Annotated in this window: 19 protein-coding genes; 6 read left to right on the top strand and 13 right to left on the bottom strand. The window is 70.6% G+C overall.

Annotation, left to right across the window (positions count from 1 at the left end):
* Window positions 1-21: 21 nt before the first annotated feature.
* On the bottom strand, window positions 22-924 hold the full coding sequence (locus EDF46_RS12225; protein ID WP_123506602.1) for an SDR family oxidoreductase: 903 nt from the start codon (window positions 922-924) through the stop codon (window positions 22-24).
* A gap of 110 nt (window positions 925-1,034) precedes the next feature.
* On the opposite strand from EDF46_RS12225, the gene EDF46_RS12220 reads away from it, so the two are divergent.
* Both EDF46_RS12220 and EDF46_RS12215 read left to right on the top strand, forming a co-directional pair.
* The gene (locus EDF46_RS12220) at window positions 1,035-3,578 is read left to right on the top strand and encodes an excinuclease ABC subunit UvrA (RefSeq protein ID WP_158614234.1); all 2,544 of its coding nucleotides are present in this window, start codon (window positions 1,035-1,037) and stop codon (window positions 3,576-3,578) included.
* A 67-nt stretch (window positions 3,579-3,645) separates the two neighbouring features.
* Window positions 3,646-4,284 carry a hypothetical protein gene (locus tag EDF46_RS12215; protein WP_148061199.1) on the top strand — a complete coding sequence of 213 codons (639 nt, stop codon included), beginning with the start codon at window positions 3,646-3,648 and terminating at the stop codon, window positions 4,282-4,284.
* Between the two features lie 21 nt (window positions 4,285-4,305).
* Here EDF46_RS12215 and EDF46_RS12210 read toward each other — a convergent pair whose 3' ends face one another.
* Window positions 4,306-4,662: a VOC family protein gene (locus EDF46_RS12210; RefSeq protein WP_123507090.1), complete on the bottom strand. Its 357-nt coding sequence runs from the start codon at window positions 4,660-4,662 to the stop codon at window positions 4,306-4,308.
* Window positions 4,663-4,738: 76 nt separating this feature from the next.
* Window positions 4,739-4,945, bottom strand: a complete 207-nt coding sequence (locus EDF46_RS12205; protein WP_123506600.1) for a CsbD family protein — start codon at window positions 4,943-4,945, stop codon at window positions 4,739-4,741.
* 266 nt (window positions 4,946-5,211) lie between these two features.
* Between EDF46_RS12205 and EDF46_RS12200 the strand changes: the two genes are divergently transcribed.
* Window positions 5,212-6,870: an ATP-dependent DNA helicase RecQ gene (locus EDF46_RS12200; protein ID WP_123506599.1), complete on the top strand. Its 1,659-nt coding sequence runs from the start codon at window positions 5,212-5,214 to the stop codon at window positions 6,868-6,870.
* Between the two features lie 41 nt (window positions 6,871-6,911).
* Here the strand turns inward: EDF46_RS12200 and EDF46_RS12195 are convergent, their stop codons facing one another.
* From EDF46_RS12195 to EDF46_RS12180, 4 genes are read right to left on the bottom strand one after another with little or no spacing between them, the layout of a single operon-like run.
* Window positions 6,912-7,238, bottom strand: a complete 327-nt coding sequence (locus tag EDF46_RS12195) for a hypothetical protein (RefSeq protein WP_123506598.1) — start codon at window positions 7,236-7,238, stop codon at window positions 6,912-6,914.
* A gap of 57 nt (window positions 7,239-7,295) precedes the next feature.
* On the bottom strand, window positions 7,296-8,045 hold the full coding sequence (locus EDF46_RS12190; protein WP_123506597.1) for a carboxymuconolactone decarboxylase family protein: 750 nt from the start codon (window positions 8,043-8,045) through the stop codon (window positions 7,296-7,298).
* Window positions 8,042-8,449: a cupin domain-containing protein gene (locus tag EDF46_RS12185; RefSeq protein ID WP_123506596.1), complete on the bottom strand. Its 408-nt coding sequence runs from the start codon at window positions 8,447-8,449 to the stop codon at window positions 8,042-8,044. Before EDF46_RS12185 ends, EDF46_RS12190 begins: the two co-directional genes overlap by 4 nt.
* Window positions 8,449-9,366, bottom strand: a complete 918-nt coding sequence (locus tag EDF46_RS12180; RefSeq protein WP_123506595.1) for a helix-turn-helix domain-containing protein — start codon at window positions 9,364-9,366, stop codon at window positions 8,449-8,451. The genes EDF46_RS12185 and EDF46_RS12180 overlap by 1 nt, the downstream gene beginning before the upstream one ends.
* Before the next feature lie 100 nt (window positions 9,367-9,466).
* Here EDF46_RS12180 and EDF46_RS12175 point away from each other — a divergent pair, with 100 nt between their 5' ends.
* On the top strand, window positions 9,467-10,822 hold the full coding sequence (locus tag EDF46_RS12175; protein ID WP_123506594.1) for an MFS transporter: 1,356 nt from the start codon (window positions 9,467-9,469) through the stop codon (window positions 10,820-10,822).
* Here the strand turns inward: EDF46_RS12175 and EDF46_RS12170 are convergent.
* A complete protein-coding gene (locus EDF46_RS12170; RefSeq protein ID WP_233580022.1) occupies window positions 10,785-11,606 on the bottom strand; it encodes a glycosyltransferase family 2 protein in 822 nt (273 codons plus the stop codon). The genes EDF46_RS12175 and EDF46_RS12170 overlap by 38 nt on opposite strands.
* Before the next feature lie 298 nt (window positions 11,607-11,904).
* Between EDF46_RS12170 and EDF46_RS12165 the strand changes: the two genes are divergently transcribed.
* On the top strand, window positions 11,905-12,180 hold the full coding sequence (locus EDF46_RS12165) for a hypothetical protein (protein ID WP_123506593.1): 276 nt from the start codon (window positions 11,905-11,907) through the stop codon (window positions 12,178-12,180).
* A 6-nt stretch (window positions 12,181-12,186) separates the two neighbouring features.
* Here the strand turns inward: EDF46_RS12165 and EDF46_RS12160 are convergent, their stop codons facing one another.
* The 3 genes from EDF46_RS12160 to EDF46_RS12150 all read right to left on the bottom strand — a co-directional run bounded on the left by EDF46_RS12160 (window position 12,187) and on the right by EDF46_RS12150 (window position 13,415).
* Complete coding sequence (locus EDF46_RS12160) at window positions 12,187-12,375, bottom strand: hypothetical protein (protein WP_123506592.1); 189 nt, start codon at window positions 12,373-12,375, stop codon at window positions 12,187-12,189.
* 69 nt (window positions 12,376-12,444) lie between these two features.
* Entirely contained in the window at window positions 12,445-13,014 is a 570-nt protein-coding gene (locus EDF46_RS12155; protein WP_123506591.1) for a GrpB family protein, read from the bottom strand.
* 56 nt (window positions 13,015-13,070) lie between these two features.
* On the bottom strand, window positions 13,071-13,415 hold the full coding sequence (locus EDF46_RS12150; protein WP_123506590.1) for a YnfA family protein: 345 nt from the start codon (window positions 13,413-13,415) through the stop codon (window positions 13,071-13,073).
* Between the two features lie 110 nt (window positions 13,416-13,525).
* On the opposite strand from EDF46_RS12150, the gene EDF46_RS18355 reads away from it, so the two are divergent.
* Window positions 13,526-13,663, top strand: coding sequence for a hypothetical protein (locus EDF46_RS18355; RefSeq protein WP_158614233.1), 138 nt, complete (start codon window positions 13,526-13,528; stop codon window positions 13,661-13,663).
* Window positions 13,664-13,691: 28 nt separating this feature from the next.
* Here EDF46_RS18355 and EDF46_RS12145 read toward each other — a convergent pair whose 3' ends face one another.
* Window positions 13,692-14,081, bottom strand: a complete 390-nt coding sequence (locus EDF46_RS12145) for a VOC family protein (RefSeq protein ID WP_123506589.1) — start codon at window positions 14,079-14,081, stop codon at window positions 13,692-13,694.
* 30 nt (window positions 14,082-14,111) lie between these two features.
* Window positions 14,112-15,278: a N(5)-(carboxyethyl)ornithine synthase gene (locus EDF46_RS12140; protein WP_123506588.1), complete on the bottom strand. Its 1,167-nt coding sequence runs from the start codon at window positions 15,276-15,278 to the stop codon at window positions 14,112-14,114.
* Window positions 15,279-15,280: the final 2 nt, after the last annotated feature.

Here is a 15,280-nt window from a genome sequence, read left to right as displayed (position 1 = left end):
GACGTGCCGCTCGCGCACCCGCTACGGGGTGGGCATGCCCCCGTCGACGTGGAGCGTCTCGCCGACCACGTACGACGACTCGCCGCTGGCGAGGAAGACGTACGCGGGCGCGAGCTCGGCGGGCTGACCCCAGCGGCCGAGGTAGGTCTGCTCACCGGCCTCGGGCAGGGCGTCGGAGGGCTGGCCGCCGGCGGGCTGCAGCGGGGTCCAGATCGGGCCCGGTGCGACCGCGTTCACTCGGATGCCCTTGGGTGCGAGCTGCGCCGCGAGGCCCTTGGCGAGGTTGTTGACGGTCGCCTTGGTGGCCGCGTAGTGCACCAGGTGGGGCGACGGGGCGTAGGCCTGGATCGACGTCGTGTTGATGATCGCGGACCCCGGGGCGAGGTGCGGGACCGCCGCCTTGGTGATCCAGAACGTCGCGTAGGCGTTGGTCTTGAAGGTCTCGTCGAACTCCTCGTCGGTGAGGTCGACGATGTCCTCGACGTGCTGCTGCTTGCCGGCGTTGTTGACGACGATGTCGAGGCCGCCGAGCTCGCGCACCGTGGTCGCCACCGTCTCGCGGGCGAACTCTGCGTCCTTGAGGTCGCCGGCGATGCCGACGCCCTTCTGCCCGGCGTCGCGGATCAGCTGCAGGATCCGGTCGGCGTCCTCCTGCTCTTCGGGCAGGTACACGATCGCGACATCAGCGCCCTCGCGTGCGTAGGCGATGGCCACGGCGGCGCCGATGCCGGAGTCGCCTCCGGTGATCAACGCCTTCCGGCCCTGCAGGCGACCCGAGCCGCGGTAGGAGTCCTCGCCGTGGTCGGCCGGGACGTTCTGGGCGAGCTCTTCGTCGGTGCCGGCGCCCGGGAGGTACTGCTCGTCGGGGGTCCGGTCGGCGTACATCTTCGTCGGGTCCTGCATCGTGTATTGGTCAGTCATCATTCCCTCTCGATTTGTCTCGGACGCTACGCTCCGCGGCTCCGGGCGAGGAGCAGGTTTGTCACCCGGTCGGCACACGGGCGCCGACGGGTGCGCGACCCTAGGGTGGGTCTGTGACGACTGATGACCGCAATCGACTCGACGTGGTCGCAGTGCGCGGCGCACGCGAGCACAACCTCCGCGACGTCGACGTCGACATCCCCCGCGATGCGCTGGTGGCCTTCACCGGCGTCTCGGGATCGGGAAAGAGCTCCCTGGCCTTCGGCACCCTGTACGCCGAGGCGCAGCGGCGCTTCTTCGAGTCCGTCGCCCCGTACGCGCGCCGTCTGATCGACCAGGTCGGCGCCCCCGATGTCGACCGCATCGACGGGTTGCCGCCTGCGGTCGCCCTCCCGCAGCAGCGGACCGGCGGCACGGCTCGGTCGACGGTCGGGAGCGCGACGACCCTGGCGAATGTGCTTCGCATGTTCTTCTCGCGGGTCGGAACCTACCCGCCCGGTGCCCCGCTGCTGCTGGCCGAGGACTTCTCGATGAACACCGTGCAGGGCGCCTGCCCGACCTGCCACGGTCTGGGCCGCGTCTACGACGTGCCCGAGGAGCTCATGGTTCCCGACGACACGCTGACGATCCGCGATCGCGCGCTCGCCGCGTGGCCCTCGGCGTGGCACGGCAAGCAGCTGCGCGACAGCCTCGTCTCCCTCGGCTACGACATCGACGTGCCGTGGCGAGACCTGCCACGCGAGCAGCGGGACTGGGCTCTGTACACGGAGGACTCCCCGCAGGTGCCGATCTACCGCGACCTCTCGCCCGCGCAGGTGCGCAAGGCGGTCGCGGCGAAGGCCCCGCACTCCTATTACGGCACGTTCCTGGGTGTGAGGAAGTACGTCCTCGACACGTTCGCGAACTCGAAGAGCGCGCGCATGCGGGAGCGGGCCGCCGAGTTCATGGTGAGCGTCGTCTGCCCGACCTGCCACGGCAGGCGGCTGAAGCCCGACGCCCTGGCCGTCACGGTCGAGGGTCACGACATCACCCAGGTGGCGGCGATGCCGTTGAACGCCATCGCCGAGCTGATGAGGCAGGTTCTGCTTCCCGACTGGTCGTCCGCGCCTCCGATCGCTCCCGAGAAGCGGCTCGCGGCCCAGCGGCTGGCCGGCGACCTGCTCGCCCGGCTCTCGCCGATCATCGACCTCGGTCTCGGCTACCTCTCGCTCGACCGCACGACGCCGACGCTGTCGTCGGGCGAGCTGCAGAGGATGCGGCTGGCGACCCAGGTGCTGTCGCGTCTGTTCGGAGTCGTGTTCGTGCTCGACGAGCCGTCAGCCGGGCTGCATCCGGCTGACACCGAGTCGCTCTCCCGGATCCTGCATGCCCTGAAGGACTCCGGCAACACCGTGTTCTTCGTCGAGCACTCCCTCGACGTGATCCGCCAGGCGGACTGGATCGTCGACATCGGCCCCGGTGCCGGGACCGCGGGCGGAGAGGTGCTCTACTCCGGCCCGCTGGAGGGGCTGCGCGAGGTGGAGGAGTCCGTCACCCGCGCGTACCTCTTCGGCGAGCCGGGGTCGGCCTCCGTCCGTGAGCGCCGATCGGGCGACGACCGGCTCGAGCTCTTCGACGTGACCCGGAACAACCTGCGAGACGTGTCGGTGAGCTTCCCGCTGGGTGCCCTCACCGCCGTCACCGGGGTGTCGGGCTCGGGCAAGTCGACGCTGGTGACCCATGCCGTCCCCGACCTGCTGAGAGGCAGCCTGGGCGCCGACGTCGACGAGGAGTCCCTCGACGCCGACGAGCCGGCAGGGGCCGCGCAGGATCCCCTCCTCGCCTCGGTCCCGGACGTCACCTCAGGGCGCGCGGTCGGCCCCGAGGGACGCCTGCGCCGCGTCGTCCAGGTGAGCCAGAAGCCCATCGGCCGGACGCCGCGGTCGAACGTCGCGACGTACACGGGGCTCTTCGACCGCATCCGGGCCCGCTTCGCGGCCACGCCCGAGGCCCGTCGCCGCCGGTACGCCGCCAGCCGCTTCTCGTTCAACCTGCCGGCCGGGCGATGCCCCGTCTGCAAGGGCGAAGGCACGATGGAGGTCGAGCTGCTCTTCCTGCCGACCGTCCACGCGCTGTGCAGCGCCTGCGGCGGCACGCGCTACAACCCGGAGACGCTCGAGATCGAGCTCGACGGCAGCACCATCGCCGACGTGCTCGCCATGAGCGTCAGCCGCGCCAAGGAGTTCTTCGGCGCCGACGCCGAGGTGGCACGCCACGTCGACGCCCTCCTCGACGTCGGCCTCGGCTACGTGTCGCTGGGACAGTCGGCGACGGAGCTCTCGGGCGGGGAGGCCCAGCGGGTCAAGCTCGCGACTGAGCTGCGCCGAGGACAGCGCGGCGACACCCTCTACCTTCTCGACGAGCCCACGTCGGGCCTGCACCCCGCCGACTCCGACCGGCTGATCGGGCACCTGCACGACCTCGTCGACGGCGGCAACACGGTCATCATCGTCGAGCACGACATGCGAATCGTCGCCCAGGCCGACTGGGTGATCGACCTCGGCCCGGACGCCGGTGACGCGGGCGGTCGGGTGATGGCTCAGGGCACGCCCGAGCAGGTGGCCGACCACCCGTCCAGCCGGACCGCGCCGTTCCTGCGCGCCGCTCTCGGCTTGTGACGGCTGAACCGCTGGGCTGCTGGACCGCCCGGCCGCCCGACCGCTCGCGGAGCGTAGCCTGACGCACATGAGCGCTGGGCGTGGAGTCGCGGCCGGGCCGGTGGGCGGGCGACGGTGGGCGGGCGTGCTGCTCGCCGTGGAGGCGGTCGCCCTGCTGGTCGTGGTGGCGGGGGGCCGGGATCCTGCGCTCCGCCCGGTGACCGCGGCGTTCGGGGGAGCCTCCCGGCACCTGATCGCGCACGTCGATATCGGGGTGGCGCTCGGGGTCGTGGTCGCCCTGCTCGCGGTCGGGCGCTTCGTGCCACGGCGCCTGGGCGCGTGGATCGATCCTCTTCTGACGTGGCCGATCGTCGTCTTCGTGGTCGCACTGCTCAACGGCGTCGAAGACGTCGGCGCACTCGTCGGCATCTACGCGCTGGCATCGGGCGGGGTGCTCTTCGGGATGTTCCAGGGCCGCGGCCCGCGTCACGCCCTCGGCTTCGGCTCAGCCGTCGGGATCGTTCCGTGGGGGATCGTCGCGTTCCAGCAGGTGGGGTCGATGATCGTCGGCAGCCCTGTCGGAGGCGGCGTCGTGCTCGTCACGCTCGTGGCGCTCGCTGTCGCTGTCGCGGAGTTCGCGGCGGTGTGGCGCGGAGCCGGCGCGGCCGCCCTCTGGTTGCGCGTCGTGGGTCTGTCGGTGGTCGCGTGGGTGGTCGTCCTCAGCTGAGGACGACCACCTGCGAGGCCGTCAGCCCTGCGGCGGCGTGTAGAACTGCAGGTCGTTGCCCTCGGAGTCCTTGAACGGGACGATGCGACCCCACTCGTGGTCGCTGATCTCGCCCTGGATGTCCGCGCCCCGAGACGCGATCTCGGCCAACTCGTCTTCGATGGTCCCGTCGGGCTGGAAGGTGATGACTGCTCCGCCCGAGGACGAGACGCTGGCGTCCTCGCGTCCGTTCAGGCCGATCATGAGCCCTCCGGCGTCGAGCTCCGACCAGTCGTCGCTCTCGCTCTTGACGTCGAGTCCGAGAGTGTCGCGATAGAAGGCGACCGCCCTCTTCATGTCGGTGACCGGAACCCAGACTGTTGCTACTCCGTGTGCCATTTGCATCTCTCTGTCGTGGCCGAGAAGCACCTCGGCGATGTGCTGGGCCTGCGCCCGGGTGTGAGGTGAGGCGGGGTCAGACCCGGCCCGCACCCTCCGTGTCGTCTGTCGTGTCGCGGGCTTCGTCTTTCGAGTCCTCGACGTTCTTGCGGGCCTCGCCCATGTGCTGGTCTTTCTTGCCCTGGGCGGTCAGCTCGGCGTCGTCGGTCTTCTTGCCGACGAACTCCTCGGCGTGACCGGCTGCCTTCTGGGTCAGATCCTTTGCCTTGTCTCCAAGCGACATCATGATTCCTCTGCTCGACACCTAGGTCGAGGGAGATCCCTCGACCTCGGCTGACGCTAGGCCGTTCTCGCTGGGGGTACATCCAGGTCGCTCGGGCTCCAGCATCGACGTCTCGAAGCGGCTCGAGGAGGTAACCGGCACGGCGCCGGGGGAGTAGTGGCGCGTCGTCGTATTCCGGGGGTACACGCCCGCGCATCGACTGACAGTGTCGGGCGTGTCCCACGCCGGACTCGTGAACTGAGAGTCCACCATTCGAAGGACACGCAGTGAGCACGACGACATCGACCGACCGGACGACCATCGATAAGACAGCCGCATCCGTCTTCGGCTGGGACGAGCTGCACCCGGCGCAGCTCGAGGCCATCGAAGCCGTCCTGGCCGAACGCGATGTGCTGGCACTGATGCCGACCGGCTTCGGGAAGTCGGCCATCTACCAGGTCGCCGGCGCCGTCCTCGGGAAGCCGGTCGTCGTCGTCTCGCCCCTGATCGCGCTGCAGGCCGACCAGGTCGCGGGGCTCGTCGGGCACCCGGAGGCGCCGGCGGCGATCGCCATCAACTCCAGTCACACCGACAGCGAGAACGCCGAGGGCTGGGAGCGCCTGGAGGCCGGCGAGATCACCTACGTCTTCCTCGCGCCCGAGCAGCTCGCGAGCCCGGAGACGGTGGCGAGGCTGGCCGCGAGCGGCGTCGGGCTGCTCGTCGTCGACGAGGCTCACTGCGTCTCGTCCTGGGGCCACGACTTCCGGCCCGACTACCTCCACCTGGGGCAGATCGTGGCGGACCTCGGCCGGCCTCCCGTCCTGGCGCTGACGGCGACCGGCTCCGGCCCGATCCGCGACGAGATCGTCGAGAGGCTTCGACTTCGGGATCCCCTCGTTCTCAGCCACGGCTTCGATCGGCCCAATCTCAGCCTCGCGGTGACCCGGCACGAAGACGACCAGCAGAAGCGCGACGCCGTCGTCGAGGATGCGACGAATGCAGCCACTCCGGCGATCGTCTACGTGGCGACCCGGAAGGAGACCGGGTACTACGCCGACGCCCTCTCGAAGCGGCGACCTGACCTGACCGTAGTCGCGTACCACGGCGGTCAGAGCTCGGCGGAACGCGGTCAGGTGCACGAGCGCTTCCACGCGGGCGACGTCGGCCTCGTCGTCGCCACGAGCGCGTTCGGGATGGGCATCGACAAGCCGGACATCCGAGCCGTGATCCACGCCGACGTCCCCGACTCCCTGGAGAGCTACTACCAGGAGATCGGGCGGGCCGGCCGAGACGGCGAGCCCGCATCGGCCACCCTCCACTACCGCCCGGAAGACCTCGCCCTGCGAAGCTTCTTCGCCTCCGGTCTGCCTCGTCGGTCGCATCTCCGAGCCGTCTTCACGACCATCCAGGCGGCAGGCCGGCCGGTCACGCGCACCGCGGTCGCCGAGCAGCTGAGCCACACGCGGCAGACGGTGACGCGCCTCATCGACCTCCTCCTCGAGGCGGAGACGATCATCGAGAAGAAGCGCGGGTTCGTGGTTCGCAAGGGTCTCGAAGCGGCCGAGGCCGCTGATTCGGCCAGGCACGTGGCGAAGACCCGCGAACGGGTCGAGAAGACCCGCCAGGACATGATGCGGAACTACGCGGAGCAGCCCGGATGCCGTCGCCACACCCTGCTCGGGTACTTCGGCGAGGACTCGCCCGAGCGGTGCGGCAACTGCGACGGGTGCGCGCGCGAGGCCGACGGACCCCGGGTCGATGACGCTGCGACCAGTTCCGGCGAACGAGCCTTTCCCGTCGACTCGCACGTGCGGCACGAGGCCTGGGGCGAGGGCACGGTCATGAGCCACGACGGGGATCGGATGACCGTCTTCTTCGACGAGGAGGGCTACAAGGTCCTGGCCACGGACGAGGTCCTCGACCGGGCGCTGCTGGTCAGCGCCTGATCGACCGCGGCTATGCGGCGGACGAGCTCTGCGGGTGGGCGTCAGTCGTCTTCGGCCTGCGCCTGCCGCGCGAGGAGGACGCGGGCCGTGGCGCCGAGGACCTCCTCGACGGGGCGGTCCTGCTGCGCCGCCAGGGCACCGGAGAGACCCGCCGTGATCGAGCCGCTCGCGGACGCGAGCGACTCCACGACGTCCTGCTGCCTGTCGGTGAGGGGCTCGTCGACGAGGCTGTCGACCGTGTCGCGCAGGTTCTCTTCGGCAGCGTCGACCAGGGCGGGATCCTGCGAGAGGGCGGCCGATGCCTCGGCGTTGACCGCCAGGCCCAGTTCTGAGGCAGCGCTGTCGGGGGCTGGAGTGCTGTCGTCCATGCGCGTGACGGTACACGCGCCCTTCTGAGCATCCTCCGCGACGCCTCCCGGCCCGTGTCAGGACGCAGGCGCCGCCTCGTTCACCTGCGCCAGGCCGTTGAGGGTCCGGGGGTAGCCGACGTAGGCGACCAGCACGGTCAGCACGTCGAGCAGGTCGGCGCGCGTGTTGCCGACGCGGAGGTTCGCGGAGACGTGACCGCGCACCTGGTTGTCGGCGCCGCCGAGGGCGACGAGCAGGGCGAAGGTGATGAGCTCGCGCTGCCTCACGTCGAAGCCGGTCCGCGTGTAGTAGTCGCCGAAGCAGTTGGACGACAGGAACTGCTGGAAGTGCACCGCGTCGTCCGGAGCACTCGCGTACATGCCGGCGACCGGCTCGGCCCCGACGATCTCCTCCTGCTTCGCGCGGCCGACGGCGGCCCGCGTCTCGGGCGTGGTGGTCGACTGCCCCTCGAGCGGCACGGCGATACCTCGTGCGGCGAACTCGTCGTTGGTCGCGAACAGGAAGTCGACGACCCGGGCGATGCCGACGTAGGCGACGGCCTGGTACGTGAGCTCCTTGACCTGGACCGGCGTCACGCCGATGGTCAGGGCCGCACCCAGCAGCACGCGGTACTCCGACACGGCGCCGACGGCGATGGTCGCGGCGAGCTGATACACCAGCCGGTCGCGACGGTCGAGCGAGCTGTGCGCGAGCGTCTGGTCGAAGGCGAAGTCGGCGTAGAACGCCCAGAACTCCGGATCGGTCGTGCTGAGCGGCGACGGGCCGCCGCCGGGGAAGAGCGCGGCCTGCTCCTCGGCCGCGCTCACCGGGCGCTCCCCGGGTACTCCGCGTCGGTCACGGGCTCGAGCCACGTCGTGGCCGTCGCCGGGTCGTCGGGGATGTCCATGAGCGCGATGTGCTCCATGAAGTCGTCGGGGGTCGCGCCGTGCCAGTGCTCCTCGCCCGGGGGCGTGTAGATCGTGTCGCCGGGACGGATCTCGAGGATCTCGCCGCCGCGGTTCTGCACGAGGCCGAGCCCCTCGGTCACGTAGAGGGTCTGGCCGAGCGCGTGCGAGTGCCAGTTGGTGTGCGCGCCCGGAGAGAAGCGGACCTTGGCGGCGCTGGCCCGCTGCCCGTCGGCCTGCGGGGTCAGGATCGAGTCGACCCAGACGTCGCCGGTGAAGTTGGCGGGGGGGTTCTTGGCGGTGGGCTTCTTGGGAAGTCGTTGCATCAGTCGTTCTCCTTCGTGAGGTCGGCTGCCGAGTGGGCGGCCGTGGCGCCGGCCGGAGTCGCGGCCCACGACGCCAGGAGGGCAAGCCGCTCGGCGGTCGGGCTTGAGGGCTCGGCGGTGTAGATGAGCAGACTCAGGCCGGGGTCGGCGATCAGGTCGGTGCCCTCGAAGATCATGTCGAGCGCGCCCACCTCGGGGTGGTGGAAGTTCTTGGCTCCCGTGGCGTGCCGGCGCACCTCGTGAGCACCCCACCGGGTCCTGAACTGCTCGCTCCTGGTCGAGAGCTCGCCGATGAGGTCCTGCAGGTCTCTGTCGTAGGGGTCGCGCCCGGCCTCGGTCCGCAGGATCGCGACCGTCTGGTCGGCCGCCTTCGCCCAGTCGGGGTAGAACCGCTCGGCGCGATCGAGGTCGAGGAAGCAGAACCGCGCGAGGTTCAGGGGCTTGCCCGGCAGGGTCGCCTCGGGGCTGGCATAGAGGTCGGAGTAGACGGCCTTGCCGAGCGCGTTCGAGGCGAGGATGTCGAGGCGGCCGTTGCGCACGAATGCCGGCCCGCCGGTGATGGCATCGAGGATCAGCTGCAGCCCGGGCCGCACCGACTCGGTGCGCGCGGCTCGCCGCCGACTCGGGATCGGCGACGCGTTCGCGGCGCGAGCGAGGTCGAACAGGTGCTCCCGCTCGGCGTCGTCCAGCAGCAGCGCCTGAGCGAGGGCGTGCAGCACGCCGTCGGAGGCGCCGGCCAGGGTCCCGCGCTCGAGGCGCGAGTAGTACTCGACGCTCACGCCGGCGAGCTGCGCGACCTCGACGCGGCGGAGCCCCGGAACGCGCCGGTTGCCGCCGGCGGGCAGGTCGACCTGGTCGGGCTTGATCCTGCCCCGCCTGCTGCTCAGGAACTCGCGCACCTCGTCCGAATTGCTCATGAGGCGAACCTACGGCCGCGGGGCCCGCCGTGGAATGCCCTGCTGGTACACCTCTCGCCAGTACCTTCCTGCGCCCGGGCCAGAACGGCAGGCTCGAGCCATGACGACCACTCGCGCGCGCCGAACCCTCCTCCTGGCGTCTCTCGGCTTCTTCCTGATCACGCTCGACATCCTGATCGTGAACGTCGCGCTGACCCGGATCGGCCGCGAGTTCGGCGGCAGCACGTCGGGGCTGCAGTGGGTCATCGACGCGTACACGCTCCTCTTCGCGTCGCTCCTGCTGTTCGCCGGCAACCTGTCCGACCGGATCGGCGCCAAGCGCGCCTTCGGCGTCGGCATCGCGGGCTTCCTGGTGGCGTCCGTGGCGTGCGCGGTCGCTCCCAGCCTGGGCGTCCTGATCGCCGCGCGGGCTGTCCAGGGCGCAGCCGCCGCCGTGATGCTGCCCGCGTCGATGGCGCTCATCCGCGAGGCCTACCCCGGGGCGCAGGAACGCGCCCGTGCCCTCGGGATCTGGGCCGTCGGCGGCGCGGTCGCCGGCGCGGTCGGCCCCGTCCTCGGCGGCGCCCTCACCACGCTCGACTGGCGCCTCGTCTTCGCGATCAACCTGCCGGTGTGCGCCGTCATGCTGCTCCTGCTGCGGGCGGTCGCCCCCTCGGAGGCCCGACCGGCGCCGTTAGAGTGGGCGGGGCAGGTGGCGGCGCTTCTGGCTCTGGGCGGCCTCGTGTTCGGACTCATCGAGGGCGGCGCCATCGGGTTCGGGGCGCCGGTGGTCGTGGTCGCGTTCGCGGTGGGTGCGGCGGGGGTGGCGGCGTTCCTGCGCGTTCAATCCCGGGTGAGGCACCCGATGATGCCGCTGCCGCTCCTCAGGCCGAGGGGCATGCGGATCGCGCTGGTGGTCGGGTTCGCCTTCATGGTCGGCAACTTCGGCACGGTGTTCGTGAACAGCCTCTACCTGCAGCAGCACCTCGGGCTGTCGCCGCTGCTCGCGGGTCTGGTCTTCCTGCCCTCGGCCGCGTTCGCGGTCGCCGGGAACATCGTCAGCGGCACTCTGGCGAACCGCTTCGGCGCGCGGGTGCCGGTGGTCTCCGGGCTCCTCACGATGGTCGTCGGCCTCGTCGTGCTCATCGCGACGGCGCCCCTCGGCGCCCCCTGGGGCGTGCTGGTCGGCTCGATCTTCACGGGAGCGGGCGGGTCGGTCGCCATGCCGCCCGTCACCTCGGTGGTCCTGGCCAGCGTCCCGGCCGAGCGGTCGGGTACCGCCAGTGCCGTGTTCAACACCTTCCGGCAGGTCGGAGGGGCGGTCGCCATAGCGGTCTTCGGCGTGCTCATCGCCGACCGCACTCACTTCGTGAGCGGCATGCAGACCAGTTTCGTCGTGGCCGGCGCGGTCATCCTGGCAGCCGCGATCGGAGCGGGGTTCATCCGGCCGGCCGCTGACGCGACGCCTCGCGCCTGAGACGCCAGCCGCGGGCGAGTCGTCGCCACGGCAGGTCGTGCGGCCAGTGGATCGCGACGGAGCGGAAGCCTCGTTGCACCCGCCGCCATCCTGCGCCATCGATCAACGGCCTCATCGAGATGCCGACACGCACGCGCGGTGCGAAGCGGATCCGATGGCGCTCGCCGAGATGGAACGAGAGGTCGAAGTCGTCGTGCAGGTCGGGCGACAGGTGGATCTGGTTGCGCACCGACTCCCAGGCGGAGCGGCGCATAGCGAAGTTCGACCCGAAGACGGGAACGTGCGTCAGGGCCAGGGCGCCCAGGACGAAGTAGGCGCCGAGATAGGCGACGGCGGCGGGGCGTCGGAGAAGCCGCGGGCCGTCCAGGAAGCCCGCCGGGCCGGTCACGGCGTCGACGCGGGGAGCACCTTGGAAGGCGTCGAGGAGGTTTCGAACCCAGTCGACCGGAAGGACCGTGTCGGCGTCGATGCGCGCGATGATGTCGCCGCGCGCGTGGTCGTAGCCGGTCTCGCTCGCCGCCGCGATGCTCGGCCTCGCTTCGAACAGGACCGTGGCGCCCGCTCGCTTCGCAACGGCCGCGCTGCTGTCCGTCGAGCCGTTGTCCACGACGATCAGCTGGAAGCCGAGTGCCCGCTCCTGCCGCGCGAGGGAGGCCAAGCAGCTCTCGAGCAGCCGCGCGTCGTTCTTCACCGGGATCACCACCGAGAGAGACAGCACCTGGGCCGCGGTAGAGGCGTCGGAGAGTTCGCCGGGAACGGTGACGGCGTCGAGCGGAAGGGGCACGGGATTCTTTCTATGCGCCTCTCCCTGGGCGCGCGTACCCCTTTACAAATCGTCGCACTTCTGCCGGGCGGGGTACAGGATGGGGTACATATGACGCCGCGTGAGCGATAGTCGTCCGCGCGACCGCCGTCAATGCCCCGACCCCCTGGTTGGACACATCCGCATCACCTCGGTTGACTGGGGTCATCGGGATGAATGATCCCTCCTGCACGACGCACGATTCGCCCGGATCTCGGGTTCCGCGTCGAGTGGAGACCCCGATCGACACCGGGCCTACGCCGCCCGAGACCGAGGTCGCATGACCGACACCATTTCCCTGACTGCCGTGCCGGCTTCGGCGCTCGGCACTGCACCCGCACCCGCACCCGCACAGCCGACGAGCCTCTACGAGTCGCACCGCGACATCCCCGCGTTCCACCAGGCGACGTACCCGAAGAGGCGCCCTGACCGCTTCGGCGATCTCCGTCACGTCCAGCCGGCCGTGACCAGCACGACCGCCTGCACTCTCGACCTGTCGTACCAGCAGTTCATCGACGGCGACTTCGCTGTCATCGAGGTGGGCGTCAGCGCCTGATCAGCGTCAGGTGATGAGTTCGAGCGGCGCTCGCGGCTGGATCTGCGAGCCGTAGCTCAGGACGATCCCGACCACCATCGACCCCAGGGGGGCGCACTCCTCCAGGAGCCGGATGAGGTGCGCGTGCGTCTCAGCGTGCCGAGTGATCTGCTCGAAGTTGTCGCGGCGATCCTTGCAGATGGCGTAGCCGTCCATGGCAGACGCTTTCCTCGGTGGTTTGACCCGAACCTCCAGACTGGCACGGAACCGATCGGTTCGGTCGGTCTAGCCGCGACCCCGACCGGCATCTCGACGCCGCGCCCGCTCCTTGATCGCCTCGATGACCTCGGTCTTCGCGTCGGCGTAGTCGTTCATGTCGCTCCACGCCCGGTCGAGAAGCGCTCGCTTGGTGCGCTCGTAGAGGGCGCGGTCGTCGGCGTCGCGGCGCAGGTGGTCGCGCAGCAGCAGGTACGCCGCGATGGGCGGGGCGCCTCGCTCGTAGACGTGCACGTGGACGTCGCGGGCCGCGGTGCGCACCAGGCGGTGGCCCGGCTCGCGCACGCGCAGCACGTAGCCGGTGGCGAGGAGCGGCTCGAGGTAGTCCTCCTCGGCGGTGATGTCGTCGACCGCGATGACGACGTCGACGATCGGCTTCGCCGCGAGACCCGGCACCGAGGTGGAGCCGATGTGCTCGACGACGGCGTCTGTCGCGGCGAGAGCCTCGCGGATCCGGCGCTCGTGCTCGGCGTACAGGGCGGGCCAGCGCTCGTCGTACTCGTGGAGCGCGACGGTGACCGCCTCGGGCCCGCCGACCAGCTCGAGCGTGGTCACGTCCGGACGTCGGGGGCTGCTCACTCGTCCATCCTCGCATCGCGGCGTCGTCCCATCGCGGCGTCGCGGCTCGCCGGCCGTCACGCCGCCGACCGCGCATGCGGGGCGAACATGATCACGGCCACTCCGGCGAGGCAGATCATCGCGCCCACGATGTCCCAGCGATCCGGCTGGAACTTGTCGGCGATCACCGCCCACGCCAGCGATCCGGCGACGAACACGCCGCCGTACGCGGCCATGATGCGGCCGAACTCCGCGCTCGGCTGCAGCGTCGCGATGAGACCGTAGGTGCCGAGCGCGATGACGCCGAGGCCGGCCCACCACCACGACTTCCCTTCGCGCACGGCCTGCCAGACGAGCCAGGCGCCGCCGATCTCGGCGATGGCGGCGAACACGAACAGGACGGCGATGCGCACGACGGTCATGGGCCGATCTTCGCAGGATCCGCGGCAGTTCCTGCGCCCCGGGCGCGCTAACCGTTTCACGCAAGACTTACCGAACAGACGGTTAGCGGTGCGTGAAACGGTTAGCCGGAGTGCACGGCAGGTCGCGCTCGACCGCGACGGAGGCGACGGCCGCCATGGAGCAGCTGCTCGAGCACGCGTGGTTGCGCGGACGCTACGAGGACATCGTGCTGATGGGCCTGCTGCGCTCCGACTGGCGCCCCCGGTAGCCCTCGCGGCGCCCCGGGCGCGCCGCGGTCAGGCGCCGACGAAGAACTCGAGGGCGACGCCGTCGGGATCCTTGACGCTGAGCGCTGTTCCGTAGGGGGCCTCGACGAGACCGGAGTGCGCGATGCCCTGGGAGTCGAGGTGCTCGGCCCAGGCGGTCAGCTCGGCGAGGCCGTCGACGCCGAATCCCAGGTGGTCGAGTCCCGGCGTGAAGGGGCTGAAGTCGCCCGTCGTTCCGCGCTCGTGCTGGGTGAGGCCTACGTTCGTGCCCGACGGGAGCCGGAACAGGCGGCGGTTCAGCCCCTCGCCCTCGAGCTCTCCGATCGGCTCGAACCCGAAGAGGCGCCGGTAGAAGGCGGCGCTTGCGTCGAGGTCGCGGACGGTGAGGGCGATGTGGTCGATTCCGGAGAGCGAGGGCATGACGACAGCCAACACCCTCCGGCAGAGCGATCAGGCCAGCGGCTCGTACGGGAACTCGGCCGACCGGCCCTGGAACTCCAGGATCGCCTCGTTGCGGACGTGACCCGCATCGATCTCGATCGCCCGCCGGATGGTCTCCGATCCCGACCACGACGCCGGACCCTCCATGACAGTGCGGAGGAACGGCATCAGGGCCTCGCTGATCTCCCAGGTCGAGGAGTTCCAGAGGAGCGAGGGGCTGTGGTCGACGGCGTAGTAGTTGGTGGTGCCGCCGACGGTGATCATCGGGTCGGCGAAGGTGGTCGTGCGCGCCCAGTCGAAGCCCATGCCCTCGTCGATCGAGACGTCGACGATGAGGCTGCCGGGCCGGAAGGCGCCGAGGTCGGCGACGCGGAGGTAGGTCAGCGGGGCGTTCGGATCCTGCAGCGTGCAGTTCACGACGATGTCGTTGGCGGCGAGATAGGGGGCGAGCTTGACCGGCCCGTGCTCGGAGTGGACCGTGCTCTCGTAGGGGGCCTCGGGGTTGTGCTCGAACTGGATGATGTCGACGGACGGGATGGGCGAGCCGACCGCCGCCGTGTCGCGGTGGGTGAGCACGCGGACATCGTGGATGCCGTGGGCGTTCAGCGCCGTGACGGCGCCGCGGGCAGTTGCTCCGAAGCCGATGACGACGGCGCTGAGGCGGCGCCCGTAGTCGCCGGTCGAGCCGCAGAGCTGGAGCGCGTGCAGCACGGAGCAGTAGCCGGCGAGCTCGTTGTTCTTGTGGAAGACGTGGAGCCCGAAGCCGCCGTCGGCCTGCCAGTGGTTCATGGCCTCCCAGGCGATGAGGGTGAGGCCCTTGTCGATGGCGAGCTGGGTGAGGGCGCGGTCCTGGACGCAGTGGGGCCAGCCCCAGAGCACCTGGCCGTCGCGGAGGTCGGCGAGATCCTGCGCCTGGGGCTTCGGGAGCAGGACGACGACAGTGCCCGCGATGACCTCAGCGCGATCCGCCATGCGGCCGACGAGGGGCTCGATCTCGGCATCGTCGATGCCGAACCGGCTGCCGTAGCCGCGCTCGAGCGTCATGTTCGCGCGAAGGTCGGCGTCGATCCGCTCGAGGTGGGCCGGGTGGATCGGCAGGCGACGTTCGTCGGGTTTGCGCGACGTGGCCAGGATGCCGAGGCGGAGCAGCTCGGGTGCGGAATCGGTGCGGGTCATAC

Origin of the sequence: Frondihabitans sp. PhB188, from assembly GCF_003752365.1 — a bacterium.
Classification (GTDB): domain Bacteria; phylum Actinomycetota; class Actinomycetes; order Actinomycetales; family Microbacteriaceae; genus Frondihabitans.
This window is presented reverse-complemented; position numbering and strand designations above follow the sequence as displayed.

Excerpts from the sequence above, each read along its gene's own strand:
- EDF46_RS12225 (WP_123506602.1), bottom strand. The coding sequence starts at position 924 with ATGATGACTGACCAATACACGATGCAGGACCCGACGAAGATGTACGCC.
- EDF46_RS12215 (WP_148061199.1), top strand. The coding sequence starts at position 3,646 with ATGAGCGCTGGGCGTGGAGTCGCGGCCGGGCCGGTGGGCGGGCGACGG.
- EDF46_RS12210 (WP_123507090.1), bottom strand. The coding sequence starts at position 4,662 with ATGGCACACGGAGTAGCAACAGTCTGGGTTCCGGTCACCGACATGAAG.
- EDF46_RS12205 (WP_123506600.1), bottom strand. The coding sequence starts at position 4,945 with ATGTCGCTTGGAGACAAGGCAAAGGATCTGACCCAGAAGGCAGCCGGT.
- EDF46_RS12195 (WP_123506598.1), bottom strand. The coding sequence starts at position 7,238 with ATGGACGACAGCACTCCAGCCCCCGACAGCGCTGCCTCAGAACTGGGC.
- EDF46_RS12185 (WP_123506596.1), bottom strand. The coding sequence starts at position 8,449 with ATGCAACGACTTCCCAAGAAGCCCACCGCCAAGAACCCCCCCGCCAAC.
- EDF46_RS12180 (WP_123506595.1), bottom strand. The coding sequence starts at position 9,366 with ATGAGCAATTCGGACGAGGTGCGCGAGTTCCTGAGCAGCAGGCGGGGC.
- EDF46_RS12175 (WP_123506594.1), top strand. The coding sequence starts at position 9,467 with ATGACGACCACTCGCGCGCGCCGAACCCTCCTCCTGGCGTCTCTCGGC.
- EDF46_RS12165 (WP_123506593.1), top strand. The coding sequence starts at position 11,905 with ATGACCGACACCATTTCCCTGACTGCCGTGCCGGCTTCGGCGCTCGGC.
- EDF46_RS12160 (WP_123506592.1), bottom strand. The coding sequence starts at position 12,375 with ATGGACGGCTACGCCATCTGCAAGGATCGCCGCGACAACTTCGAGCAG.
- EDF46_RS12150 (WP_123506590.1), bottom strand. The coding sequence starts at position 13,415 with ATGACCGTCGTGCGCATCGCCGTCCTGTTCGTGTTCGCCGCCATCGCC.
- EDF46_RS12145 (WP_123506589.1), bottom strand. The coding sequence starts at position 14,081 with ATGCCCTCGCTCTCCGGAATCGACCACATCGCCCTCACCGTCCGCGAC.
- EDF46_RS12140 (WP_123506588.1), bottom strand. The coding sequence starts at position 15,278 with ATGACCCGCACCGATTCCGCACCCGAGCTGCTCCGCCTCGGCATCCTG.